21 protein-coding genes are annotated in these 25,532 nt (G+C 67.5%); 13 read left to right on the forward strand and 8 right to left on the reverse strand.

Translation table 11 applies throughout. From position 1 onward, the window contains the following. Together BST14_RS19145 and fdxE are read right to left on the reverse strand one after the other, a co-directional pair. A partial coding sequence (locus BST14_RS19145; protein ID WP_142279490.1) for a PPE family protein occupies positions 1-351 on the reverse strand: 351 nt, incomplete at its 3' end. 493 nt (positions 352-844) lie between these two features. After that, a complete protein-coding gene (gene fdxE, locus BST14_RS19150) occupies positions 845-1,039 on the reverse strand; it encodes a ferredoxin FdxE (protein ID WP_083065960.1) in 195 nt (64 codons plus the stop codon). Between the two features lie 321 nt (positions 1,040-1,360). Here fdxE and BST14_RS19155 point away from each other — a divergent pair, with 321 nt between their 5' ends. Then, positions 1,361-2,524 carry a cytochrome P450 gene (locus BST14_RS19155; RefSeq protein ID WP_083065961.1) on the forward strand — a complete coding sequence of 388 codons (1,164 nt, stop codon included), beginning with the start codon at positions 1,361-1,363 and terminating at the stop codon, positions 2,522-2,524. 52 nt (positions 2,525-2,576) lie between these two features. Here the strand turns inward: BST14_RS19155 and eccCa are convergent, their stop codons facing one another. Next, positions 2,577-6,746: a type VII secretion protein EccCa gene (eccCa, locus tag BST14_RS19160; protein WP_083065962.1), complete on the reverse strand. Its 4,170-nt coding sequence runs from the start codon at positions 6,744-6,746 to the stop codon at positions 2,577-2,579. After that, complete coding sequence (gene eccB / locus BST14_RS19165; RefSeq protein ID WP_083065963.1) at positions 6,743-8,260, reverse strand: type VII secretion protein EccB; 1,518 nt, start codon at positions 8,258-8,260, stop codon at positions 6,743-6,745. Before eccB ends, eccCa begins: the two co-directional genes overlap by 4 nt. A gap of 431 nt (positions 8,261-8,691) precedes the next feature. Here eccB and malQ point away from each other — a divergent pair, with 431 nt between their 5' ends. The 5 genes from malQ (at position 8,692) to BST14_RS19190 (ending at position 14,647) form a co-directional block, all read left to right on the forward strand. After that, the gene (malQ, locus tag BST14_RS19170) at positions 8,692-10,848 is read left to right on the forward strand and encodes a 4-alpha-glucanotransferase (protein WP_083065964.1); all 2,157 of its coding nucleotides are present in this window, start codon (positions 8,692-8,694) and stop codon (positions 10,846-10,848) included. 36 nt (positions 10,849-10,884) lie between these two features. Then, positions 10,885-11,766, forward strand: a complete 882-nt coding sequence (locus BST14_RS19175) for an LLM class F420-dependent oxidoreductase (protein WP_083065965.1) — start codon at positions 10,885-10,887, stop codon at positions 11,764-11,766. After that, positions 11,763-12,233, forward strand: a complete 471-nt coding sequence (locus tag BST14_RS19180) for a nuclear transport factor 2 family protein (RefSeq protein WP_083065966.1) — start codon at positions 11,763-11,765, stop codon at positions 12,231-12,233. Before BST14_RS19175 ends, BST14_RS19180 begins: the two co-directional genes overlap by 4 nt. 306 nt (positions 12,234-12,539) lie before the next feature. After that, positions 12,540-14,282 (forward strand): molybdopterin-dependent oxidoreductase, encoded by a 1,743-nt coding sequence (locus BST14_RS19185; protein WP_083065967.1) that lies wholly within the window; start codon positions 12,540-12,542, stop codon positions 14,280-14,282. Between the two features lie 101 nt (positions 14,283-14,383). Beyond that, positions 14,384-14,647, forward strand: a complete 264-nt coding sequence (locus BST14_RS19190) for a LapA family protein (protein WP_142279491.1) — start codon at positions 14,384-14,386, stop codon at positions 14,645-14,647. Positions 14,648-14,658: 11 nt separating this feature from the next. Here the strand turns inward: BST14_RS19190 and BST14_RS19195 are convergent, their stop codons facing one another. Both BST14_RS19195 and BST14_RS19200 read right to left on the reverse strand, forming a co-directional pair. Beyond that, positions 14,659-15,087: a type II toxin-antitoxin system Rv0910 family toxin gene (locus BST14_RS19195; RefSeq protein WP_083065968.1), complete on the reverse strand. Its 429-nt coding sequence runs from the start codon at positions 15,085-15,087 to the stop codon at positions 14,659-14,661. Positions 15,088-15,193: 106 nt separating this feature from the next. Beyond that, positions 15,194-15,751 carry a hypothetical protein gene (locus BST14_RS19200; RefSeq protein WP_083065969.1) on the reverse strand — a complete coding sequence of 186 codons (558 nt, stop codon included), beginning with the start codon at positions 15,749-15,751 and terminating at the stop codon, positions 15,194-15,196. Between the two features lie 181 nt (positions 15,752-15,932). Here BST14_RS19200 and BST14_RS19205 point away from each other — a divergent pair, with 181 nt between their 5' ends. Then, entirely contained in the window at positions 15,933-17,747 is a 1,815-nt protein-coding gene (locus BST14_RS19205; RefSeq protein ID WP_083065983.1) for a DUF4407 domain-containing protein, read from the forward strand. 147 nt (positions 17,748-17,894) lie between these two features. Here BST14_RS19205 and BST14_RS19210 read toward each other — a convergent pair whose 3' ends face one another. Further along, a complete protein-coding gene (locus BST14_RS19210; protein WP_083065970.1) occupies positions 17,895-18,179 on the reverse strand; it encodes an ANTAR domain-containing protein in 285 nt (94 codons plus the stop codon). A gap of 265 nt (positions 18,180-18,444) precedes the next feature. Then, positions 18,445-19,701 carry a CaiB/BaiF CoA transferase family protein gene (locus tag BST14_RS19215; protein ID WP_438502187.1) on the reverse strand — a complete coding sequence of 419 codons (1,257 nt, stop codon included), beginning with the start codon at positions 19,699-19,701 and terminating at the stop codon, positions 18,445-18,447. Positions 19,702-19,958: 257 nt separating this feature from the next. Between BST14_RS19215 and BST14_RS19220 the strand changes: the two genes are divergently transcribed. From BST14_RS19220 to BST14_RS19245, 6 genes are read left to right on the forward strand one after another with little or no spacing between them, the layout of a single operon-like run. Beyond that, a complete protein-coding gene (locus BST14_RS19220) occupies positions 19,959-20,822 on the forward strand; it encodes a mycofactocin-coupled SDR family oxidoreductase (RefSeq protein WP_083065984.1) in 864 nt (287 codons plus the stop codon). Between the two features lie 43 nt (positions 20,823-20,865). Then, complete coding sequence (locus BST14_RS19225) at positions 20,866-21,846, forward strand: thiamine pyrophosphate-dependent dehydrogenase E1 component subunit alpha (protein WP_083065972.1); 981 nt, start codon at positions 20,866-20,868, stop codon at positions 21,844-21,846. Between the two features lie 3 nt (positions 21,847-21,849). Next, positions 21,850-22,848 (forward strand): alpha-ketoacid dehydrogenase subunit beta, encoded by a 999-nt coding sequence (locus BST14_RS19230; RefSeq protein WP_083065973.1) that lies wholly within the window; start codon positions 21,850-21,852, stop codon positions 22,846-22,848. Further along, complete coding sequence (locus tag BST14_RS19235; protein ID WP_083065974.1) at positions 22,841-23,077, forward strand: lipoyl domain-containing protein; 237 nt, start codon at positions 22,841-22,843, stop codon at positions 23,075-23,077. The genes BST14_RS19230 and BST14_RS19235 overlap by 8 nt, the downstream gene beginning before the upstream one ends. 19 nt (positions 23,078-23,096) lie before the next feature. After that, on the forward strand, positions 23,097-23,969 hold the full coding sequence (locus BST14_RS19240) for an enoyl-CoA hydratase-related protein (protein ID WP_083065975.1): 873 nt from the start codon (positions 23,097-23,099) through the stop codon (positions 23,967-23,969). An 8-nt stretch (positions 23,970-23,977) separates the two neighbouring features. After that, positions 23,978-25,507 carry an acyl-CoA synthetase gene (locus BST14_RS19245; protein ID WP_083065976.1) on the forward strand — a complete coding sequence of 510 codons (1,530 nt, stop codon included), beginning with the start codon at positions 23,978-23,980 and terminating at the stop codon, positions 25,505-25,507. Positions 25,508-25,532 lie beyond the last annotated feature (25 nt).

The raw sequence follows: 25,532 nt of genomic DNA on the forward strand, positions 1-25,532 counted from the left end.
CAGCACACGATTGGCCGCGATCACCGGCGGCGGCACCGTCATCGCGAACGCCGCCTCAAACGCCGCGGCCGCCGCCCTGCCCTGCCCGGCGGTCTCCTCGGCCTGCGCGGCCATGGCACTGAGCCAGCTCACATACGGGGTGATCGCCGCGACCATCGACATCGATGCCGGGCCCACCCATGGCCCGCTGGTGAGCTCGGTAACCACCGAGTTGTAGCCGCTGGCCGCTACACCCAATTCCGCCGCAATCTCGTCCCAGGCGGCGGCGGCGGCCATCATCGGCCCCGACCCCGGACCCGCGTATATGCGACCGGAATTGATTTCGGGCGGTAACGCCGCGAAGTCAAACACCGTGTCCTCCTCAGTCGGCCGGGAACGCAGGCGATCTCGGCTGTCACGTAGGAATCAGTGGTGGCCGTGGTCACGGCTCTGTAGACGACGCCACCGGTTTGCCGCCGAGTTCGGGGGGCTTGCTGTGCGATGCGTTCCGCCCGCAACTCCGTCAGCCACGCCGGACGATGTGCACTGACCGATTGGCTGTGCCGGCAAAGGTGGTCTGCCACCGCACGTTTCGGACATCCGGTCAAGAACGTCATGCACCTTCTGGCCTCGGCCTATCCCCCGTTTTCAGCAACCGAGCGACAGCTCGCGTGTGCCCGAACTGCCGCCCGGCACTGAGATTAGTTCGTTACGAAGCAAACACCGATACGCAAAGGCACCTGTTGATCAATGGCCAGCCACTGTTCATTCCCGGTCGGCGGCAGTTCATACAAGGCAATGAATTGTTCACTCGCCGTTTGCTTAACGCCGGCCGGCGACGGCGCCCGCCTGGACGGTCGGCGCTTCAGTCCTCTTCGAGAATCAGCGCCATTTCGGGGCACGACGCGACGCCGTCGCGTGTCGATTGCTCGTCCTGCGGCCTGACCTCGTGCTCCTCGAGAATCGAATAGCCGGACTCGTCGATCGGGAAGAGGTCGGGGTCGACGGCGTAGCACTGGGCGTGGCCCACACATTTCGACTGTTCCAGACGAACCCTCATGAGGCTTCCTCCCTAGCTGGCGCGCCACCGCCGTAACCGTCTTCGCGATCAGACGAGCACGCGCTTCACAGTGCGGTACCCAGATTAGTCGGTCGGTACAGTGTCGAAGGTGTTCGCCGATGGCTTTCGCGCATCGCAAACTCGCTCCAGCGCGGGCGGGCGGATCCGTGTTTCGTTGCCCCGCATGCGATATTGATTCGCCGATGCAATATTGATGTGTCGCCAGGTGTTGCCAACAACGAATTCGGCACAACGGCGCAACAGCGTCGGGCCATTTCACCGACGATTTCACCAACGACGAACGACCGGAGAGCGAAGCGCATGAGCGAAGGCCAGCAAGGGTCGTTCCACCTGCCTCGGCTTGATTTCGCCACGCTGCCGATGACCGAGGACCGGGGCCTGGGTTGGAAGACGCTACGCGACGCCGGACCGGTCGTATTCATGAACGGCCACTACTACATAACCCGCCGCGAGGACGTGCTCGCCGCGCTGCGCAACACCAAGGTCTTCTCGTCGACCATCCTGCAGCCACCCGGGCACCCCTTGCCCGTACTGCCCCTGGCTTTCGATCCGCCGCAACACACCCGCTACCGCCAGATTCTGCAGCCGTACTTCAGCCCGCACGCGTTGAGTAAGTCGCGTCCGGTGCTGCAGCGCCACGCCCGCGAGATGATCGCGGCGCTGGCCGGCCGGGACGAGTGCGAAGTGATGGCGGATTTCGCCAACCTCTACCCCTTTCAGGTGTTTCTGGATCTCTACGGTCTGCCGGTCGAGGATCGTGACCGTCTCATCGATTGGAAGGACGCCGTCGTCGGCGACAAGCCCTTCATCACACAGAGCGACATCGAGAAGTCCGATCAGTTGCTGACGTATCTCGCGGACGTCATCGCGCAGCGGCGGCGCAACCCGAAGTCGGACATGCTGTCCCAGGTGATCACCGGCAAGGGCGACTTCACCGACCTCGAACTGCTCGGCATGACTCACCTGCTGATCCTGGCGGGTCTGGACACGGTGACCGCGGCTATCGGATTCTCGCTGTTCGAATTAGCCCGCAGACCGCAGCTGCGCAAGGAGCTACGCGACAACCCCAAGCAGACCAGGGTTTTCATCGAGGAGATCGTTCGGCTCGAGCCGTCGGCGCCGGTGGCACCGCGGATCACCACCGAATTCGTCGAGGTCGGCGGCATGACGCTGCCGCCCGGCACACCGGTGCGGCTGTGCATGGCCGCGGTCAATCGCGACGACAGCGACGCGATGTCCACCAACGAGCTGAACATGGACGGAAAAGTCCACCGCCATTGGGGGTTTGGCGGCGGACCGCACCGCTGCCTCGGCTCTCACCTGGCGCGCATCGAGCTGACGGTGATCGTCGCGGAATGGCTCACCCAAATCCCGGATTTCGAACTGCCCGAGGGCTACTCCCCCGTCATCAACTACCCGTCAAAGAGTTTCGCGCTCAAGGAGTTGCCGCTGCGCTGGGGCTGAGTCCCGGTGGTCCCGGTCAGCCCCGGCGCAGCGGCCGTCGTCCTGTTGGGTGCTACTTACGCAGCTCGGTCGCCGCGACCTGAACGAACACGCCGGTGTCCTCGGCCATCAGCAGGCCTCGACCACGGGGCAGCGGGCCACCCTTCATCTTGCCGCGGATGAATCCCTCGTCCGGGTCGGCGTCCATCACCAGCAGCGGCGCGTTCGCCTGGGCCAGGGCCCGCAACATCGGGTCGCTGCCGGCCGAAGACCAGCCACCGAACGTGCGCGTGACGATCACGTGCAGGCCGACGTCGGCGGCGCGGGTCACCCAGGGAGCGGCCTTGTGCAGCGGCGAATCGAAGCCCGCCGGCAGCTGCTGGATGTCGTCGACGATCAAGAAGATCTCCGGTCCGCTCCACCAGTTGCGCGACAGCAACTCTTCGGCGGACAATCCCGGCGGCGGCTCGCGGCCGGCCAGGACCGCGGCCAGTTCGCCCATCATCGCCTGCACGCCATCGAGGTTGTAGGCGAATTTCTCCACGTAGTCGGAGCCGAGCGTGGTCAGCAGCTGGCGGCGCGGGTCGACCAGCCATACCTGGGCCGAGGGCTGCCCCGCCGCCGGCGGCGGTGCGCTGGTCGCTCCCGGCGCGTACAACCGGCCGATCTCGGACATGATGGTGGCCAGCGTCGTGGTGCGCCCACACTCGCGGCGGCCGGTCACCATCAGGTGCGCGTTCTCGGCGAAGTTGAGATACACCGGCGACAGATCCAATTCCGAGATGGCCCAGGCGATTCCGCCCGCACCGACGCCCTGGCGGGTGTCGCGGGCGGCCAGCTCCCGTAGCTGCTCCACGCCGAACGTCGCCGGCAGTCGGCGCACCGGCGGGGCCTGGCCGCTGGCGATGCGGCCGACGGCTTCGACGATGCTGTCGGACTCGAATCGGTTGTCCGGCGTGCTGGCCAGCGCCGGCCGCGCCACCAGCGTGTGCAGACCGGACTGCGGGTCGGCGTCGAGGCGGACGTAGTTGACCGCGACCATGCCGCGACCCGGCTTGACCGGAACGTCCTTGGCGAATCGCGAACGCACCAGCTTGGCGTCCTCCACGGCGGCCAGCCGCAGCTCGACCCGGGATCCGAAACCGCTGCGCACCGGCGGCCGCAGCTCCGATTCGCGGTCGGCGGTGACCACCACGTGCACCCCGAAGGAGGGGCCCTGGTTGATGATCACGTTGACCTGCTCGATCAGCACCTCGTTGTCCTCGGCCAGCGCCCGGTAGTTGTCGACCACCAGGTAGACGTCGCCGAACCCGTCGTTGGGGACCGGTCCGGGCTCGTTGCCGAACTTGCGCCGCCGGAACACTTCCATCGAGGCGATCCCGTACTCGAGGAAGCTGCGCTTGCGCTCCCGCACCAGGGCCAGCAGTTCGGCCACCGTGCGGCGCACCCCGTATGGGTCGGTCGGGCCGGCCACCTCACCGACGTGAGGCAGGCGGGCGACCGTGGTCAGCGCGGTGCTGCTGTAGGCCAGGCAGTAGAACTGGATCTGCTCGGGCGTGTGGGTCAGCGCCGCGGAGCAGATCAGGGTCTGCAGCGCGGTCGTCTTACCCGAACCACCGGCGCCCAGGATCAGCACGTTGGCACCGGGTCCCGACGTGTCGACCGTCCACGGCGGCTGGTCGTGCTTGAAGGGACGGTCGATGATCCCGATCGGGAAGACCAGGTCCCGCGCGGTGCCGTAGTCCTGCTGCCAGGGGCGACCGAGGAACCGGTTGACCAGTTCGTCGATGGCGATGGGCTGGCTCAGCGGCGGCTGCCACAGTCGGTACGGCTGGAAGTCGATCTTGCGCAGCTGGTCGATGATGACGGTACCGACCTTGGGCGTCCTGATCCCTTCGGCGTCGTCGTCCTCGGCTGCCTCGATCGGAAGCGGCGGCTCGCCGTCGGTGGGGACGGCGGGCGCGGCGACTTCGGGTCCCCCGACGCTGACTTCCAGCGGGGTGAACGAGTTGGTGAACAGTTGCGGACGGACGTAGTCGATGCTGTGCACCAGCGCCGGCGCTTCGTCCCCGTCGTCGGTCAGCCCGCGCGGGAAGTAATCCCGCCACAGGAATTCGGCCTGGAACCGGGTGATGTCCTCCAGGCTGCGGCGGAAGTAACCCAGACCGGCCTGGGCGGGCAGGTTGACCGCGTTCGGCACGCCGGCCGCCTGCGCGGCACCGGCGGTACGCGCCTTCAGCACCAACCGGTAACCCATGTTCTCCATCAGCTTTTCGGCGCGGCTCTCGATGGTCTGCGACGCCATCATCAGGTGGATCCAGTACGCGCGGCCCTGCCGGCCGATCGAGTCGAGGACGTCGACCGCCGTCGGCATGATGCGGAACCATTCGTAGAACTCGTCGATGACGACGACGAGCATCGGCAGCGGCGCCATGTCCTGGCCGCGCGCCCGCATCCGGCTGCGCACCGAGTTGTATTCCTTGGCGTCGTCGACGCCGGCGCTGTCGCAGATCGCCTTGCGGCGGGCGATCTCACCCCACAGGGCGTCCAGGAAACGCTCCATCAGAGCCTGGTCTTCTTCCAGGTCGGTGATGATCCGGGAGACGTGTGGCACGCCGGCGAACGGCTTGACCGCCGATCCACCCTTGAGGTCGGCCAGCACGAACTGCAGCTCCTCGGGCGGGTGGCTGAGCATCAGCGATTCGATCACGGTTCGCACCAGGGTGGACTTACCGGAACCGGTCGTGCCGGACATGACGCCATGCGGGCCGTCGCCGCCTTCGTCCAGCGACTTCATGTCCAGGAACAGCAACTCCCCGTTGTCGGACCGAACACCGAACGGCGCCCGCAACCGCGACCTGCCCATCGAGTCGTTGCGGCTGCCCCACAGCGCGTCGAAGTCGATGTGGCCGGGATCGTCGATTCCGTAGTAGGACAAGATGTCTCGGGCGCCGATGTGCGCCACTCGCTGGCCGATCTCCTCGTACGCCTCGGCCAGCCGCCAGCGCGCCAGCTTCTGCGCGAACTCCTCGGCCTCGGCGACGCTGATGTGGTCGGTCAGGGCGAAGAACCACGGCTTCTCGTCGATGACCATCCAGGTGTCGCGGTCGCGGGGCAGCGCCTCGATCACACCCAACTGGTCGAACCGCAGGGTGCGCTCCGGGACCGCGCTCCACATTGCCGAGCCGGTGAGGTCGAAGAAGGTCACCCCGTCCACGCCTTCGCCGCTGATCACGTACTCCCATTGCGGGTCGATCACATCGGCGATGATCACGGTGTGCGGCGTCGGGGTCTGGGCCGACGAACTGGCGTGCCGGGGCGTGAAAGACCCACGGCCGGCGAATAATTCGGCCTGCTCGGCGGCGAACTCGCGCACCGAGCTGTAGACCATCCGCGCGTTGCCCGCGGCGTCCTGACGGCGCGGGTCACCGAAGTGGGGCAGCCACTTCACCCAGTCCCATTCGTCCAGGTCGGAACTCACCACGATCATCCGGACGTGGTCGGGCCCGTGCGAGAAGGCTAGCTGGCAGATGATCGCCCGCATCAACCCCACCACCTGCTCGCGATCTCCGGCCAGCGAGTACCAGGGCTCGACGAGCACCGAGATCATCTTGGGCAGGTTGTAGACGACGCTTTGATAGCGACCGAATTCCTGAAGTGCCTTACCGGTCACCGGCTCGAGCTCGATGTCGGTGGGCATGTTCTGGGGCTCACCCCAGGTCACCTCGGGGCGGGTCATCCCGACGCCGACGCGGACCACGCCGAAGTTCAGGTCCTTGCCGTCGGGCTTGCGCTCCCACATCCGCGGTGACCCGACCGCGGCGGCCAGCGTGGTGGGCGCCGGGTGGAACCACCGGTAGTTGGCGTCCATGCTGTCCGCCGACTCGTGGGCGGTCTCGCGCAGCATGTCCAGCATCAGCATGAACTGGGCGCGCATCGAGTCCAGCTTGGGGCGGCTCATCTGCTGCTGGCCGCCGAACCGGCCGCCGAACATCATCATCGCGACGCCGCCGATCATGAAGATCGGGAAGATCGATCCCGCGCCTCCGAACACGTGCGAGCCGCTGGCGAAGGTCATGGCGACCATACCGATCAGCAGGCCGACCACCACGACGCCGACCACCACGATCCACCAGGGCTTGCCCTCGGGCGGCGGGATGCTCAGCGGCGTCGGAAGGACGATGTTCTCCGGCTTGATGACCGGAGGCTTCTCCGGCGTCGGCCGCGCAAATCCACGTTTCACTTCGGTACCGCCAACTCTCCTGGGGACATATCCATCGGTAGCGTGTCGTGCTCCACCAGCGCATCCGCTCGCGACAACGTCGGCCCTTGCGGTAGCAGCCGCAGCGCCACCCACGGCGCCAGGCCCGGTTTTGCCTTCAGGCCCAACGCTTCTCGTACCTCGCGGGTGTCGTCGACCCCGAACCGGGCACCCGCGTCCGTGAGCCACCACAACGATTCGGCGGTCTTGGCTCCCGGGTCGTTTCCGGTGACGGCCACAAAGTTCGCGTAGTCGGGCCCGAAGAACACCTGGTCGGCTTCGCGGCCGGTGGTGTCGGCCTTGACCAGTGACACCACCCTGTTGGTGTCCTTCTGCTCGACCGGAATGGTCGCGCCGGAGATGACCTGCACGCGGGCCCGGTTCTCACCGGAGGTCTTCTGCCACCACCAGCAGGTGGCCGGGTTCTCGCGGATGTCCAGCACGTTCAGCGGCGCGTCCGGGTACGACGACAGGTCCAGCTTGTTGACCACCGGCATCTTCGCCAGAGCGGACGGTTCCACGGTCACCGGCTTGGTGTTGCCCGGTCCGGCGTTCTGCAGGATTTGGGCCACCAACGGCGGCAGCGTCTGCACGCCGTCGGCCAGCACCAACGAATACTGTTGCGGACCACTGATTTGCGGGGTGACGATCACGGTGCCGATGGGGCCGGGCGCGTTCGGGAACGACGCCCCCGCCCCCGCGTTCTGGATCTGCGGCACGGTCAGCTCCGGCCCCACCGGCAACGCGTCGTACAGGGCGCGGCTCATGGGCTTGGCCATGCTGACCTGTTCGGGGGTGAGGCCCAGGGGCAGCAGCACCGATCGGTTCGACCCGTCGATGCGGGAGCGGCGCCCGTCCCGGATCACCCAGGCGTCCCCCCCGTAGTTCAGCACCACCGCGTCCGAGCCGCTCAGCACCCGCCGGTGGTTGCTCAGATCCGGGTTGCCGTCGATGACGGTCACCGTCACACCCGACGGGGCGCCGGCGCCGGTCGAGTTCGCCACGGTGTCGCACACCAGCCACGACGACGCGGCCGGGGCGGTCGGGTGGAAGCTCGACGGCGCGCCCGGGATGCCCACTATCGGGCCGCGCGGCAGGGTGGCGATCTGGCTGGACCGCACCAGGTGCGGGTTGTCCGGGCGTCCGGTGATCAGGCGCGCCGACGCCAGGTTCAGCGCGGGGTACAACTTGTCGCCGACGCGGACGTACAGCGCTCCCGAGTCGCGGTCGGCGATGATCGGCGACTCGTTGATCTGTCCGGCGGGGCTGATGAAGGAGTAGAGCAGCGCGCCCAGGCAGATGACCAGCGCCGCGGAGATCGATGCCACGATGGCCAGGTTCTGCCGCCGTCCCGGCTCGACCTCCATGCGGACGCGCCACCGGGTCAGCGCCATCGCGGTGCGGCGCGCAAGGAACTGGTAGCCGGTCACCTGGGTCCGGGTCGACAACCCCAGGCCGTACCCCGACCCGCGCTGTCCGCGACTCTCTTCCGCCACTTATTCACCATCCGGTCTGCTGAAGCGCCTGGATATCGTCCTCTGATCGATCCAGCGCGAATTACCTGACAACGTTAGGGCACCTGCGCGGACCTCGCCACGCGGCGCCAAAGCGCATCCGTTTGTACATCTCTATATGCATCTATATGCACCCGGATCCGGCCCCGCCCTGCGCGCCGTGCCGCCGCGAAAGGCGGCGCCGATGCGCGCCACTGAGCTGGCAGTTTCCGTCCCCCCAGGAATGAGCCGACCGGATCCTTGTGATCTCCTCAGGGCATCGTAATCGCCGCGGGCCCGCTCGTCCTGTCGAGCGTGAAGCCGTCGGGAACCGTCGACCTGAATGAATGGCCGGCGACCGCCCAGCAAAGAATGCGCCAACGCGCACCGGGTCCGAGTCGCCGCCCGGCGAATCCGGGCAGCAAGATGGCGGTATGACCGAACTCGCTCCGTCGCTGATCGAACTCGCCCGGAGATATGGCATCGCGACCGAGTACGAGGACTGGTCCGGCCGTCGGGTGCGGGTGGCCGAAACGACGTTGAAGGCCGTGCTGGGCGCCCTCGGCGTCGCGGCCGACAACGAGCAGGAGCGCAACGTCGCGTTGACCGCGAAGCTGCGGTCACACTGGGCGCGCCGGCTGCCACCGACCATCGTCGGGCGCACCGGCGAGCAGATCCGGTTCTGGGCGCATGTCACCCACGGCGATCCCGCCGAGGTGTGGTTGCAGCTCGAAGACGGCACGGTGCGCGGCGGTGTCGAACAGGTCGACAACTTCACCCCGCCGTTCGACCTGGACGGCCGCTGGGTGGGCGAGGCCAGCTTCCTGCTGCCCGCCGACCTGCCGCTGGGTTACCACCGGGTGCACCTGCGTTCCGGTGACTTCGAGACCAGCACCGCGCTGATCGTGACGCCGGATTGGCTCGGGCTGCCGGAGCGGCTCGGCGCCCGGCGCGCGTGGGGCCTGGCCGCGCAGCTCTACAGCGTGCGGTCGCGGCAGTCGTGGGGTGTCGGCGATCTGACCGATCTGACCGACCTCGCGGTGTGGTCGGCCTCCCGGCACGGCGCCGACTACCTGCTGGTCAATCCGCTGCACGCCGCGGCCCCGACCAAGCCGATGGAGCCGTCGCCGTATCTGCCGACCTCGCGGCACTTCGTCAATCCGATTTATCTTCACGTCGAGGCCATCCCCGAGTTCGCCGAGCTGACCAAGCGCAGCCGGATCCGCCGGCTGCGTTCCGAGGTCCAGCAGCGTGCCGGCGGCGTCGACACGATCGACCGCGACGATTCGTGGTCGGCCAAGCGGGCGGCGCTGAAACTGCTGCACCAAGAGCCACGGTCGGCGGGACGGGAGCTGTCCTACGCCGCCTTCCGCGACCGGGAGGGCCGCGCGCTCGACGACTTCGCCACCTGGTGCGCGCTGGCCGAGAAGTACGGCGACGAGTGGCACTCCTGGCCCGCGGCGTTGCAGCACCCGGACGCGTCCGGGGTCGCGGACTTCGTCCGAAAGCACAGCGACACAGTCGATTTCCATCGGTGGTTGCAGTGGCAACTCGACGAGCAGCTGGCGACGGCGCAGTCACAGGCGATCCGGGCCGGCATGGCGTTGGGGATCATGCACGACCTGGCCGTCGGTGTGCACCCGGATGGCGCGGACGCCTGGGCGCTGCAGGACGTGCTGGCGCTGGGGGTGACCGCGGGCGCGCCGCCGGACGAGTTCAACCAGCTCGGCCAGGACTGGTCGCAGCCGCCGTGGCGACCGGATCGGTTGGACGAGCACGAATATCGGCCCTTCCGGGCGCTGATCCGTGCGGTGCTGCGGCACGCCGGCGGGGTGCGCATCGACCACATCATCGGGTTGTTCCGGCTGTGGTGGATCCCGCGGGGCGCCCCGCCCACCGAAGGCACCTACGTGCGGTATGACCACGAAGCGATGATCGGCATCGTCGCCCTGGAAGCGCACCGCGCCGACGCGGTCGTCGTCGGCGAGGATCTCGGCACGGTCGAGCCGTGGGTGCGGGACTACCTCTTGTTACGGGGCCTGCTGGGCACCTCGATCCTCTGGTTCGAGCTGGATCGCGACGGTAGCGGGGGCCCGCTGCCGGCCGAGCGCTGGCGCGAGTACTGCCTGTCCTCGGTCACCACGCACGATCTGCCCCCGACCGCCGGCTATCTGGCGGGCGACCATGTGCGGCTGCGTGATTCGTTGGGGCTGCTGACCCGTCCCGTCGAGGAGGAGTTGGAGTCCGACCGGACCGAGCTGGCGGCGTGGATGGCCGAGCTGCGCCGGGTGGGACTGCTCGAGGACGGCGACGACGACCCGGAGCACATCGTCGTGGCGCTCTACCGCTATCTGGGCAGGACGCCTTCACGGCTGCTGGGCGTGGCGCTGACGGACGCCGTCGGCGATCGCCGGACCCAGAATCAGCCCGGCACCACCGACGAATACCCCAACTGGCGGGTGCCGCTGACGGGTCCCGACGGGCGCGCGGTGTTGCTCGAGGACGTGTTCACCAATCGCCGGACCGCCACGCTCGCCGAAGCCGTGCGCTCCGCGCTAGCACCCGCCGTGGCCGAAAGCGCGACCCGCTAGTCACCCGGCGGGCTAGTTTGGTTAGCTTCGAAAACCATGAAGGTCTCAGTCGTGGCCCCGGTCGCCGACGGTGTCACCGCGGACCCCGACTGGATGGTGGCCTTCGCGCGCCATCTCGAGGCCTGCGGGTTCGAATCGATCGTCGTTGTCGAGCACACCGTCTTGCTCACCCGCTACGACAGCGTCTACCCCTACGACACTTCGGGGCGCGTCGGACTGGCGGCAGACTGCCCCATCCCGGATCCCCTTGACCTGCTTGCGTTTCTGGCCGGCCACACCAACAGCCTGGGTCTGGCCACCGGCGTGCTGGTGCTGCCGAATCACCATCCGGTGGTGCTGGCCAAGCGCGTTGCCACCGTCGACGCCCTGTCGGGCGGCAGGCTGCGCCTGTGCGTCGGGGTGGGCTGGCTCGCCGAAGAGCTCGCCGCCTGCGACGCGGAGTTCGACAGCCGGGGCCGGCGGGCCGACGAGCAGTTGGCCGTCATGCGCGCGTTGTGGGCCGATCGGCCCGAGGGGGTGTCTTTCGCGGGCGAGTTCTTCAGCTTCGAAAACGTCATGTGCTATCCGAAACCCGTTGTGGCCGAACGTCTCCCGATTCACATCGGCGGACACAGCCGAGCGGCCGCGCGGCGCGCCGGACGCCTCGGCGACGGCTTCCAGCCGCTCGGTGTGACCGGACCGCGACTGGCGTCGTTGATTGCGCTCATGCGCGACGAGGCATCGTCGGCGGGCCGCGATCCGGCGGCGCTCGAAGTGTCGCTGGGCCACGCGGTCACCAAGGTCGATGCCGAGCGCGCGGGCGCCCTCGCCGATCAGGGGGCCGACCGGTTGGTGCTGGCCATGCCGCCGACCACCGACATCGAGCAGGCCAAGGACCTGCTGTCGGCGTGTGCGCAGCGGCTGTCGCTGAGCTCATGACGCTTTCCGCCGAACACCGGGCGGCGCTGAGCGACCTGGTGCACCGGTACGCAGCGCACGTCGACGACCGCGAATTCGCCGCTGCAGCACGGCTTTTCACAGCAGATGCCGAGCTGCTGGTGCCGACACCTCCCGCCGATCTGCGGCCGACCCAGACGCATCGCGGCCAGGACAGCATCGCCACGGCGGTGGCGGCGGTCGCCACAGTGCTCCGTACCGAGCACGCGATCATCGGCGAGGTGTACGACGCGGCCGTGCGACCCGGCACCGCCCGCGGGCGCATCGCGTGCGTCGCGCATCACTGGGACGCGCGCGGCGGCGAGCTCGTGGACGCGGCGTGGCACCTGCGCTACGACGACGAGTACGCGCTGACCGAGGCGGGCTGGCGGATCGCCCGCCGCGCGTTGACGGTCAACGCCATCGAGACCCGCCCGGTGCGCCGGCTGCTGCCGCGCGACCCCGCCTAGCGTGTTAACAGCACATTATGCGCACACTCACAGCAAGACCCATCGTTCTGTATGTGCGGCATAATTCGGCGCATTTTGTGGGCAGGTGCGGCTAACACCGCCACGGCCCGGCCAGATTTTGCGCGCTCGACGGGTGCACCGGCCGCCGCCGGCCGAAGCGGGGGCGCGACCACAGCCTTCGTTCCCGATTGATTCCAATTAATCCAGAGGGCTTCGTGTAATTTCGGCCGCGTGACGAACACCGTGGATTCCGCGGGGACCGGTGGAGGGCGGGCAACGCAGGGCGGCTCGGTATCGACCCTGGCAGTGGGCACGCCGCTGACGTCCATCCCGGACTACCGCAACGAGATACACACCGCCGAAGACGTCATCGATGTGGAGCATTACGGTGGCGGCTTCGATCTCGCCAGGCGGGCCACCGCCCCCAAGCTGCGCGTCAGCCGCGACAGGTGGTTCAACCTGCTGTGGTTGATCCCCATCGGCTTTGCCGTGCTGATCGCCGGGATCGCCGTCGGCAAAGGCTTACACAACGTGCCGGCGGTGCAGTCGTTCATTCACCGCTACCCCGGCTCGGACAGCGCCGGAATTCCCCCGGGGCTGCCAGCCTGGATCGGCTGGACGCACTTCTTCAACCTCTTCATGATGATGTTCATCATCAGGACGGGGATCCAGATCCTCTGCGATCATCCCCGGCTGTACTTCAGCCGCAACGCCACCCCGGGCAAGGACGAGTGGCTGCGGGTGGGTCCGCCCGTTCCGGACGACGAGCTGTGGACCGCCAACGCCGACACCGTCGCGCTGCCACCGCAATTGGGGCTGCCCGGGTTCCGGCACTCCATTGGCCTGGCCCGCTGGTGGCATCTCGGCGTTGACGTCCTGTGGCTGGTCAACGGGGCGGTCTTCTACGTGTTGCTGTTCGCCACCGGACAATGGCGCCACATCGTGCCAACCAGCTGGGACGTCTTCCCCAACGCGGCGTCGGTGGCCATTCAGTACCTGTCGCTGGACTGGCCCACGGATAACGGCTGGATCGCCTACAACGGCCTGCAGCTGCTGTCGTACTTCGCCACCGTGTTCATCGCCGCCCCGGCCGCGCTGCTCACCGGTCTGGGAATGTCGCCCGCGCTATCCCAGCGGGTGCATTGGCTCAGCAAGCGGCTGAGCATTCAGCACGCGCGGTCGTTGCATTTCGTGGTGCTGGTCTACTTCCTGTTCTTCATCCTGGTGCACGTCACCATGGTCCTGACCACCAGCGCGCTGCGAAACCTCAACCACATGTTCGCCTCCCGCGACGACAACAGCTGGATCGGATTCGGGATCTTCTCGCTGGCGATGGTGGTGACGGCGGTCGCGTGGGTCTGGGCCACCCCGTTCACCATCAAGCACCCCCGGGTCGTTCAGCGGGTCGGGTACGCCCTGGTGGGCCCCTTCCAACGGGTGCTCGAGCAGCTGGACCCCAAGCCCGGCGCCTTCACCGAAAAGGACATCTCGCCGCACCACTGGCGCAACGGCCGGCTGCCCGAGACCGTCGAGTACAAGGAACTGGAGCGCGACGATTTCAAGGACTGGCGCCTCAAGGTCTACGGTCTGGTCGAGTGCCCGATGGAGTTCTCGCTCGACGATTTGAAGGCGCTGCCCTATCACGAGCAGATCAGCCAGCACTTCTGCATTCAAGCGTGGTCCGGCGTCGCCAAATGGGGTGGCGTGCAGATGAAGACGATCATGGACATCGTCAAACCGCTCCCGGAGGCCAAATGGGCGGTCTTCTATTCGATGGGCCTGGGCGCCACGGGAGGCATCTATTACAACGCCCACCACATCGGCCAGATGGACCACCACATGACGATGCTGGCCTACAACATGAACGACCAGCAGCTCCCCTACATGCACGGCAGACCGCTGCGGCTGCGTAACGAATTGCAGCACGGCTTCAAACTGGTGAAGTGGATCAAAGGCATCGAGTTCGTCGCCGACTACCACGACATCGGTAGCGGTTACGGCGGCTACAGCGAAGACCACAAATACTTCGGCCGCCACCAGACGCTGTAGGCGCTTCCGCGCGTCACCTCCGCCACGTCGTTTGTCCCGACAGCCCTTCGGGTAGGTCCAAGGGATCGGGCCGAAACGCAAGCGACAGCAGAGGAGACGCCATGAGGCACAACCCTGTCGACCAGGATCGGACCGCTGACCCGCACATGGGTGGAGCCAGGCGAGGGCTGCTCGTCGTCGCGGCGGCCGCGTTGGCGTTCGTCGTCTGTGTGGCCAACTTCGCCCTGGGCCAAGCCGGCGCGGGGGTTGCCGCAGCGATCGTCGCCATGCTGGCCTTCGGGGCCGGATTGTCCTGGCTTGCCATGGACCGCAGGCGTATTCGCGATGCCGAGCGGCATTGGGTGATCAGCCACCCGGCGCGGTAGCCGCGGGGCCGTTAACGCAGGGCCGCCAGGTTGTTGACGGACTTTTGCACGTCGGACCGCAGCACCCGGGCAACCAGTCCCCCGACCGGCCCACTGAGCAAGCCGCCGCCGAGGTCGGCGGTCAGGTGAAAGGTGGATCCCGGGTGATCGTCGGCGACGGTCATCGCCACCGTGAGGCGGATGCCGCCGCGACCGCGGCCCTGCAGCTCAATCGCTTTGGGCTCGTCGTAGCGGGTGACCTCCCAGTGGATCACGTTGCGGAAACCCTTGACCTTGACACACGACGAGACGCAGGTGCCCTTTTCGATGGTGTCGGGCACGGGGCCACGCCACCCGGCGAAAATCGTCATCCATTCGTCGAATCGATCCAGGTCGGACGCGAGCTTCCACGCCGCTTCCGGTTCCACCTGCGACGACACCGACACATCTACGCGAGCCAAAGTCTTCCTCCCCTGGCGATCGGCAGCGCCCCCGCCCACGGGCGACGAACGCACAACCATGACGGGGTACCCCGACGGCCTCGTGCGTATTCGTGGGCAGGGCCGGTCACGGCCAGGCCTGCTCGAGCTGCTGGGCCACGTCGATGATTTGCGCCGCCTGCGATTGGGGCGCGTCGATCTCGGCGGCGACGTACTGGGCGATGAAACGCCGAATCTCGCCGTCCACGCCCGCCAGGATGCGCAGCACCTCGCCGCGGATCGAGTTCGACGACACATTGACCGTGATGTCGGACGGCCGCGGTTTTGCCACGTCGACGATCAGCAGCAGCGGTTCGGCCGCGCGCGCCGTCGCCCGCAACTGGATGTCCCCGGAAACCACGAAACGCGGCTTGTCGAGCCACAAATCGATCACCAGATCGATGGACAACGGAATATGGATGACGAAGGTGATGCTGTCGCCCAACCGGCGCGTGACCTTGGGCTCGTGAATCTTGACGTTGGCGCTGACCTTGGCGATCCCGCCCGGCCCCTGCGCGATCGGCTCCATGGCGAACTCGCTGCCGGCGATGTCGGCGAACGCCGCGGCGACCCGCTCGGGAGTGACGGCGACCTCGAAGAATTTGCGGCCGAACTCTTCGTAGGTGACATAATCGTGATTCGTCATAGGCTTATACCGTCTCATGACACCTGGCTGAACGATCGCTGATCTGCTCGCGTCGCAGCAATTCCGGGGTCAGATGCCCACTGGTCCGTCAATCTGTGAAGCGCGCCACAGGCGGGGCGCTTCGATTCGATGTGTCGGGCGGTGGCCTGCGAGGCTTGACGTGGAGGTGTTTTCCAGTCTTATGCCCCAGGAACTAATCGAACAGCGCTCGGGGCTGGCCCGGGCGGCGGCGGTGCTCATCTGGCTCGGCGGCGGACACCGGCGCGAGCTGCGTGAGCGTCACGAACGGTCCGCCCACGCCGTCGCCGGCGCCGTCACGTTGTCGGGCGCGGTGCTGGCCTGGCTGGTCGCGACGCTGGCGATCTCCGGCTCGACCCGCTGGCCACCGCCGGCGGTGGTGCCCCTCACGCTGATCTTCGGCGTGCTGGTCGGCGCGATCAGCCATGGCACCATCCCGGGGCCCGGTCGGAGCCGCGCCGGTGTCATCGGACGCGTCGCGGTGGCGGCGGCGGTGGGCGTCGTCGTCGGCGAACTCGCGGCGTTGGTCTTGCTTTCCAGCTCGATCGACCACCGGCTCGACGAACGGGCGATGCGCCACGCCGCTTCGGCTCCCGGCGTCGCACGGGCGGCGGCGGCCCTGCAACAGACCAGGAACGCCCGCGCCGCGCTCGACAACACCGTCGCGCAAGCCCGTGACCGCCAGGACAAGGCGTTGGTCGTCGCCCGCTGCGAGTACCACCCCACCCCCGGCTGCCCGCAGACCCAAATCACCGGTGATCCGGGCGCCGGGCCCGAAACACGCACGGCCAACGAGCTTCTCGACGATGCCCAACACGAATTGGACACCGCCCTGGCGGCGCGGGACGACCGCGGGCCAGGGCTGGACGCCATGATCTCGCGACAAGAGCAAGCGCTGCGCGACGCGCGGGACGGCGTCGTGGCCGACGCCGACCGGGGTCTGGGCGCACGCTGGGTGGCGATGAACGACCTGACCTCGACCGACGCCGGGGCGATGACCCTGCGCCTGTCAACGATCGGGGCCTGCGCGCTGCTCTACCTGGCGCCCCTGATCCTCGGATGCTGGCGCGGCGAGACGACGCACGATCGCCGCGCCACCTCGCGGGCGGAACGCGAACGCGCCGAACTCGACGCGGACACCGCCATCGCGATCAAACGGGCCGAGGTGCGTCGAGAGGCCGAAATGCTCTGGGCCCAGCATCAACTGACGCAAGCGCGGCTTGCCATCGAGGCGCAGATCCAGATCGACCGTGAACAGCAGCGCCGCCGGGTTTCCGAAGCCCTGGATGCCCCGGTGCATGCGCCGTCGCAGCGGGAGTTCGACTCGGGCAACGACGACGTGTATCTGCCGATCGCCGCCGAGGCCGAGGCGGCCAGCCGGGCCATCACCAGAACACCGGAGCCCGCCGCGGGTTCTGTCGGTCCGCGGACCGACGTTGCGGAACACCTGCCGGCTCCGCTACCGCCGGGCGGGGAGGTCGAGCAAAACCAAGGACGAAATGCGCCGTTGATCCCGTCGATTCCGGACGCCACCAAGGTCGCCGCCCGTTGGATCCGCCCGCTGGTGCCGCCGTTGGTGGCCAAGGTGTTCGACACCACCAGCCAGCCGCTGCGCACCGCGCGCCGGATGTTCGAAGGCGTCCTCGAGGAAACCGAAGAGATCACCTTCACGCTCAAGCGCACCCGCAAGGTGGCCGTCAACTCGGAGGCCTCCGACACCCAGGCCGGTCACCAAGCGCGCGCCGAAACACCTTCGAGACGGGCCGACTTCGTCACCTCGTCGCGACGGGACCCCGAGCGGGGCCAGCACCGGGTGTCCGGGCGCGGCACGGGCGCGTCACTGCCGGGGCCTGCCGGGCCCGACGCCGAGCGCCTGTCGGTCCGGTCGGCGGACCGCCAACGGGAGCTGACGAACCGAGACGGCCCGCCGGAGTTGGATCGACCCGACGGTCCGCGCGAGCTGCCGCCACCGAAATAGCCTGCCGCATTCGAAAAGGCCATCCTGCGAACACGCTTTCGGGCCGACGTTGTTTTAGTTAAAGGCTGGTTGTAGCTAGAGGCGAATTGTGGTTGGCGGCGGCCGGGTTACCCCTCGAAAGCTCGGCCGCCCCAACGTCTTGGTGCGCTAAGTCAGCGCGGCGGATTTGAACAGCGGACCCCACTCGTGGCGGGCCGCGGACTGCGCGTCGACGAAGCTCGGCGTCTTCTCGCCGTCGCCCGCCAGGTGCACCAATGCCCAAGCCATGGCGAATACCGGAACCTTGTGCCGGATTGCCGCGCTGTGCAATTCGTCCAGGGCGGCGTCGGAAGGACACCGGCGAAGACCGATGAGGATGCCCCGGGCGGTGTCGAGGATGCGACCGGAGTTCGGGCCGCACGAAGTTTGGGCGGGGACCCAGTTCGTCGTCATGCTGTTGATACCTCCTGCTGCGCCCTGGTGAGACCGCTACTCGCATAGCGGCAGGAATCCGTGCGCATCGTCGCGGCCGCAATCCGAAAAGGCGCCCTGTGCAATGATTTGCGGATCCGTCGCGATGTGCCAGTCCACCATTGACATTGATATGCGGCTGTGACCGTTTCGGGACCGGCCGCATACCACGAAATTCGCGACTCGTGGTATCGAATCAGGCTGTAAAGCAGCATAATTGGTGGCGGGCCCCGGCCCGGCCGGCTGTCTACAGAATCGCCTTGGTCTCCTTTGCCTTGGCGATGTCGTCCCAGCCGATGTCGAGTTCCAGCAGGATCTCTTCGGTGTGCTGGCCGTGCTCGGGAGCGCGCGCGGGAGATGGTGGCGTCTCGTTGAATTGCACCGGCGCGGCCACGATTCGGTACTTCTCGCCGTGGTCGTCGACGTTCGTCACCACGTAGCCGTTGGGTTCGACCTGCGGGTCGTTCAGGGTTTCCCGCGGGGTTGCCAGCGCCGCCCACACGCCCGGCTCGTCCTCGAGCGCCGCCTGCCAGTGCGCCAGGTCGTGGCGGGCAAAGGTATTCGCCAGCAGCTCGGTGGCCGCGGCCGCATTGGCGATCAAGTTGGCCGACGGGACGAATCGGTCATCGTCGGCCAATTCCGCCAGCCCGATGCGCCGACAGAAGCCCGCCCAGAATTTGTCGGGCTGCAAGAACACCAGCTGGATCCACCTGCCGTCTTTCGTCTGGTACCGGTTGACGAGCGGGTTGATGGCCAGGCCGGGCGGCGCACCGGGGATCCCGTCGATATCAAAGAAGTCGGCGGCGCAAATGGACGGCGCTATCGACCACATCGCCTGCGCCAGCAGCGAAGAGTCCACGATCGTCGGTTCGCCGGTGCGTTCACGGTGGAACAGCGCGGCGCAGACGCCGCCGGCCAACGTCGCCCCGCCCTGCAGGTCACCGAAGCCCGGCCCCTGCACCGCAGGCGTCTGGCTGCCGAACGGTGTCAGCGTGTAGGCGACCCCGCCGCGAGCAAGGTAGGTGGCGGCGTCGAAGCCGCCGCGGTCGCGATCGGGACCGCGGACGCCCAAGCCGGTTCCGCGCGCGATGATGATCTTCGGGTTGAACGAGCGGACGTCCTCGACGGTCAGCCGGGCGCGTTCGAGCGCGCCGGGCAACCAATTGGTCAAGAACACATCGGCACTGGCCAACAGCCGGCCGAACAGCTCGCGACCCGTTTCCGATTTGATGTCGATGGCGATGCTGCGCTTGCCGCGGTTGCCCAGTTCGAGGATGAAGTCGGCATCCGGGCGGGCCGCTTGCCGGGTAAATCCGCCGACCACCAGCGCCCGTCCCGGGTCACCGGAGGTCACGCCCTCCACCTTGATGACGTCGGCGCCCCAGTCCGACAGGGCGGCCCCGGCCGACGGCACATAGGTCCACGACGCCAGTTCGATGACCCGCACCCCCCGCAGGACTCCGCCGTGCACGTCAGACATCGCCAACCCCCTCGTCGCGGCCATTCCTTGCTATTTTAGATATTCTAGCTAGTCTTGGGCGTAGTGATAGCCCATCTGCAGGTCAGCGCAGTTTTGCGGGGAAGAGATGCGATGGAGCCGACCGAAAGACTCATTCCGACGCCTGCGGCGGTGACCGCGCGCCGCGCCGCGGCGCGGGGGGGCGAGCGGTCCGATCATTTCCGCTTGAGCATCAGTCGTGATCACGAATGGTATTGGGCGCCAACGCGGGTCGTGATGTAGGCACGGACGAAGGACGGGCGATGGGCAGGGTGACGGGCAAGGTGGCCGTGATCAGCGGCGCCGCGCGCGGACAGGGCCGTTCACACGCGCGGATGCTGGCAGCCGAAGGTGCGGACATCATCGCCGTGGATTTCTGCGCAGACATCGACACCAATGAGTATCCTTTGGCGCGCCCGGAGGACCTGGACGAAACGGCGCTGCTGGTGGAAAAGGAGGGGCAGCGCGTGTACACCGCGGTCGCCGACGTCCGTGACCGGGTGGCGCTGGCGACGGCCATCGACGAGGGCGTCGCCGAACTCGGGCACCTCGACATCGTGGTGGCCAACGCCGGCATCTGCCCGCTGACCGCGGGACTGCCCCCGAAGGCCTTCGCCGACGCGGTGGACGTGGACCTGGTCGGCGTGCTCAACCTGGTGCACGCCAGCCTCAAACACCTGCAGGCGGGCGCGTCGATCGTCGTCATCGGTTCCAACGCGGCCTTCATGTCGTCGATGAACACCACCGGCATCGACGGCGGTCCCGGCGGAGCGGGCTACGCCTTCGCGAAACTGGCTGCCGCGCACTACGTCAACGACTTCGCTCGGGCGCTGGCTCCGTTCTCCATCCGGATGAACGCGGTGCACCCGACCAACGTCAACACCGACATGTTGCACAGCGCGCCGATGTACCGGGCCTTCCGCCCCGACCTGAAGGAGCCGACCCGCGAGGACGCCGAACCGATTTTCCCGTTCGTCCAGGCGATGCCCATCCCCTACGTCGAACCCGAGGACATCAGCGAGGCGGTGTTGTTCCTCGCGTCCGACGCCGCGCGTTATATCACCGGACAACAATTACGTGTGGACGGCGGCGGCTTCCTCAAGGTCAAGCCATGGTCGGGCGCGTGACGGCAGTGGCACCAATCACCCTGCACCGCAACGGGGCTCCGCGATGACCGCCGACCACAAGATCCAGCGCCGCCTCTATGAACTCATGGTGCTGATGAAGGCGGCCGACGACCGGCTGTCCAAGGGGATCGGCACCGGTGAGTTCATGTGCGTGTACTGGCCCTCGCGTGGCCAGGAGGCGATCGCCGCCGCGATGGGCGTCGCGCTGCGGCCCGACGATCAGCTGGTGACCACCTACCGCGGGCTGCACGATCTCATCGGCAAGGGAGTCCCCCTCGAGGAGATTTACGGCGAGATGATGGGCCGCATCCTCGGCGCGAGCCGGGGCAAGGGCGGCACCATGCACATCGCCAAACCCGAGGTGGGCGTGATGCTTTCGACCGGCATCGTCGGCGCCGGGCCTCCGGTGGCCGTGGGGCTGGCGATGGCCGCCAAGCGCAAGGGGCTCGACCGTGTCACGGTGGTCAGCTTCGGTGACGGCGCCACCAACACCGGCTCCTTCCACGAAGCCGCCAACATGGCGGCGCTGTGGGACCTCCCCATGGTCTTCGTCTGCCAGAACAACCAGTACGCCGAGATGACCCCGACCGGCGCCACCATGAAACTGGACCGGGTGGCCGATCGGGCCGCCGGATACGGGATGCCGGGTGTGCGCGTCGACGGCAACGACCCGCTGGCGGTCAAGGCCGCGCTGGACGCGGCGCTGCAGCGCGCCCGCGGCGCAGCCGGCCCCACCTTCATCGAATGCATGACCTTCCGCTTCCGCGGTCACTATTTCGGTGACCGGATGCCATACATCCCCGCCGAACAACTGGAAACGGCCATCGCCGCCGACCCGGTGCCACGGTTCCGGTCCCACCTCGCCGAGGCGGGCATCTGCGGCGGCGACGAGCTGGACCGCATGGACGAGCAGGCGGCGGCGGCGGTGGAAGCCGCGCTGCGCGCCGTCATGGCCGCGGACGCGGCATCGATCGACGAGCTCGACCGCGACGTGTACGCGACGACCATCGGGTTTCCGGTGTAGGACATGGCCGATCACGAGATGACGATGCGCGAGGCGCTCAACCTCGCGCTGGATCAGGCGCTCGCGGCCGACGAGCGGGTGTTCCTGCTCGGTGAGGACATCGCCGATCCCGGCGCTTCCGGTCCCACCGCGGGGCTGTCGACCAAGTACGGCCACGAACGCGTTGTGGACACCCCGATTTCGGAGGCGGCGATCCTCGGCGCGGCCATCGGCGCCGCCATCGACGGCCTGCTGCCGGTGGCCGAGATCATGATCATGGACTTCATCGGCATCGCCGCCGACCAATTGATCAACAACGCCGCCAAACTGCGGTTCATGACGGCCGGGCGCACGTCGGCGCCGATCACCGTCCGCACCCAGGTGTACGCCGGCCTGGCCACCGGTGCGACCCATTCGCAGAGCCTGGAGGCCTGGTTCATGCACATTCCCGGGATGAAGGTGATCGTGCCGTCCACCCCACGCGACGGCAAGGGCCTGCTGACGACGGCGATCTTCGACCCCGACCCCTGCCTGTTCGTCGAAACCATCCGGCTGCAGAGCAAAAAGGGGCCCGTGCCCGTCGATCCCGGCTTCTCGATCCCGCTGGGCCAGGCCGACATCAAGCGGCCCGGCACCGACGTGAGTCTGATCGGCTACGGGCGCTGCGTGCACGACGCGCTCACCGCGGCGGCCACCCTGGCCGAGCAGGGTGTCGATGCCGAGGTCGTCGATCTGCGCACCCTGGTGCCGCTGGACGTCGAAACCGTCGTCGAATCCGTCCGGCGCACCCGCCGAGCCGTCATCGTGCACGACGCGGTCCAATTCGCGGGCCCCGGAGCCGAAATCGCCGCGATCCTGTCGACCGAGTTGTTCGGCGAACTCGCCGCGCCCGTCGAGCGGGTCGCCGCGCGGTTCGTGCCCAACCCGGCCGCCGCGGCGCTCGAAGCACAGGTGTATCCGTCGCCGGCGCGCATCGTCGAAGCGGCGCAGCGCACCTGCCAGAAGGCGAAAGCGCATGGCTGACTTCATTATCCGCATTCCCCGGGTGTCAGTGGCGGTGTCCGAGGCCGAACTCACCGCCCTGCTGGTCGACGCCGGTGCGCACGTCGAGGCGGGCATGCCGATCTACGTGATCGCCACCGAGAAGGTGGAACAGGAAATCGAAGCGGGGGCATCCGGCACCGTGCGCTGGACGGGTCAGGTCGGGGCCACCTACGACATCGGCGCGCAAATCGGCGTCATCACGTCCTAACGAGGAAAGGCGGAGCCCTATGGATCTCAACGAGACCCGCGAGAGGATCATCTACGAAAAAGAGGGCCCGATCGCCCGCATCACCCTGAACTGGCCGGAAAAGGCCAACGCCCAGGACCAGAAGCTGGCCGAAGAGGTCGACGCCGCGCTGGCCGACGCCGACCGCGACTACGACATCAAGGTGCTGGTGCTCAAAGCCAACGGCAAGGGCTTCTGCTCCGGTCACGCGATCGGCAACAACGCCGTCGACTACCCGTCGTTCGTTCAGAACGCCATGGTGACGGGGCACCCGTGGAAGGCGCAGTCGGACCTGTTCGTCAAGCCGACCCTGAACCTGTGGGAGTTCTCCAAGCCCACCATCGCGCAGGTGCACGGCTACTGCGTGGGCGGTGGCACGCACATGGGCCTGACAACCGACATCGTCATCGCGTCGGAGGACGCCTACTTCTCCTACCCGCCGCTGCAGGGGTTCGGCATGCCATCGGGTGAATGCTCCATCGAGCCTTGGGTTTTCATGAACTGGCGTCGCGCCGCCTACTACCTGTTCACCGCGGAGGTGATCGACGCCAGGAGGGCACTCGACGTCGGCCTGGTCAACGAGGTCGTCCCGCGCGACCAGCTCGACGACCGTGTCGACGCGATCGCCCGCCACATCGCACAGGCACCGTTGACCACGCTGATGCTCACCAAGGCCAACCTCAAACGCGCCTGGGAGCTGATGGGCATGCGGGTGCACTGGCAGAGCTCCAACGACCTCGTCGCGCTGGCCTCGATCAGCAAGGACGTGCAGCAGCTGATCCAGACCGTGTTCAAGGACAAGGTGCTGCCATCCGAGCACGCCCGCCGCCAGGCCGCGGCCGCCGCCCAGAGCGACGGCGCCGCAACAACTTAGGTTCGCCGGTGAACATCGTCGATCACGCGATCGCAGCCGCACAGTCGCCGGCCCTGATCACCGACGGCGGCACGATCTCGTTCGGCGAACTGCATGCCCGCAGCCGGCGGGTGGCCGCCGCGTTGCACGGGGCGGGGCTGCGCCGCGGCGACGGCGTGGCGCTGGTGCTGCCCAACCGACCGGAGTTTCTCGAAATCACCTGGGGTGCCCAGCTTTCCGGCCTTTACTACACCGCGGTGAACACCCACTTCCTGCCCGATGAGGTCAGCTACGTCATCGATGACTCGGACGCCAAGGCGGTGCTCGTCGATACCGCGGCGCCCGAACTGGCCGCGCACGTCCGTGACACCAATGCCGCCGTGGTCGCCCATTTCTCGGTCGGCGGCCCCCTGCCGGGCTGGCGGTGCTACGAGGACGCGCTGGCGACGGCCGGCGAGGCCCCACCGGTGTCGGACGGGTCGGAGATGCTGTATTCGTCGGGGACCACCGGGCGGCCCAAGGCGGTGCGGCGGCCGCTACCCATCGATGGCAACGGATCCTGGGCCCAGTCGGTGCTCGAGCTGGCGCTGATTCACAAGTACGGGATGGACTCCTCGAGCGTGTACCTGTCCCCCGCGCCGTTGTATCACGCGGCCGGAGTGAACTACACCATGGCGGCCAACCGGGTGGGCGCCGCGTCGATCCTCATGCCCAAGTTCGATGCCGAGGCCGTGTTGCGCACCATCGAGACCCACCGGGTGACCCACGCCCAGTTCGTCCCGACCATGTTCGTGCGCATGCTCAAGTTGCCCGCCCCGATTCGGGAGCGCTACGACGTCTCCAGCTTGCGGTGCGTCATCCACGCTGCGGCACCGTGCCCGGTCGATGTGAAGCACCGGATGATGGAGTGGTTCGGCCCCATCATTCACGAATACTATGGGGGCACCGAGGGATTCGCGGGCACCACGATCGGCCCCCGGGAGTGGCTCGACCATCCCGGTTCGGTGGGTGTTCCGACGGCCCCGGTGCACGTGGTCGGCGACGACGGGCGCGAGCTTGCGGTCGGTGAATCCGGCGAACTCTATTTCGAAGGCGGACCGGACTTCGAATACTTCAAGGACCCCGCCAAAACCGCATCGGTGTCCAACGACCGCGGGTGGCGATCGCTCGGCGACATGGGCTATGTCGACTCCGACGGGTACCTGTACCTCACCGACCGCTCGACGTTCATGATCGTCTCCGGCGGGGTCAACATCTATCCGCAAGAGGTGGAGAATCTGCTTGTCATGCATCCGAAGCTGGTGGACGCGGCGGTGTTCGGGGTGCCCAACGACGAATTCGGCGAAGAGGTCAAGGCCGTCGTGCAGCCGGCCGACGGCGTAATCGCCGGGCCCGAGCTGGAGGCCGAAATCATCGAATACTGCCGGGCTCACCTGGCCGGGTACAAGTGCCCGCGCACCGTCGAATTCGATTTTTTGCCGCGCGACCCGAACGGCAAGCTCTACAAAAGACGCATCCGCGACCGCTACTGGCAAGGGCGGGTATCGCGGATCTTGTGATGCGACACAAGGGATGACGAGATGG

It is taken from the genome of Mycobacterium arosiense ATCC BAA-1401 = DSM 45069 (assembly GCF_002086125.1).
GTDB lineage: Bacteria > Actinomycetota > Actinomycetes > Mycobacteriales > Mycobacteriaceae > Mycobacterium > Mycobacterium arosiense.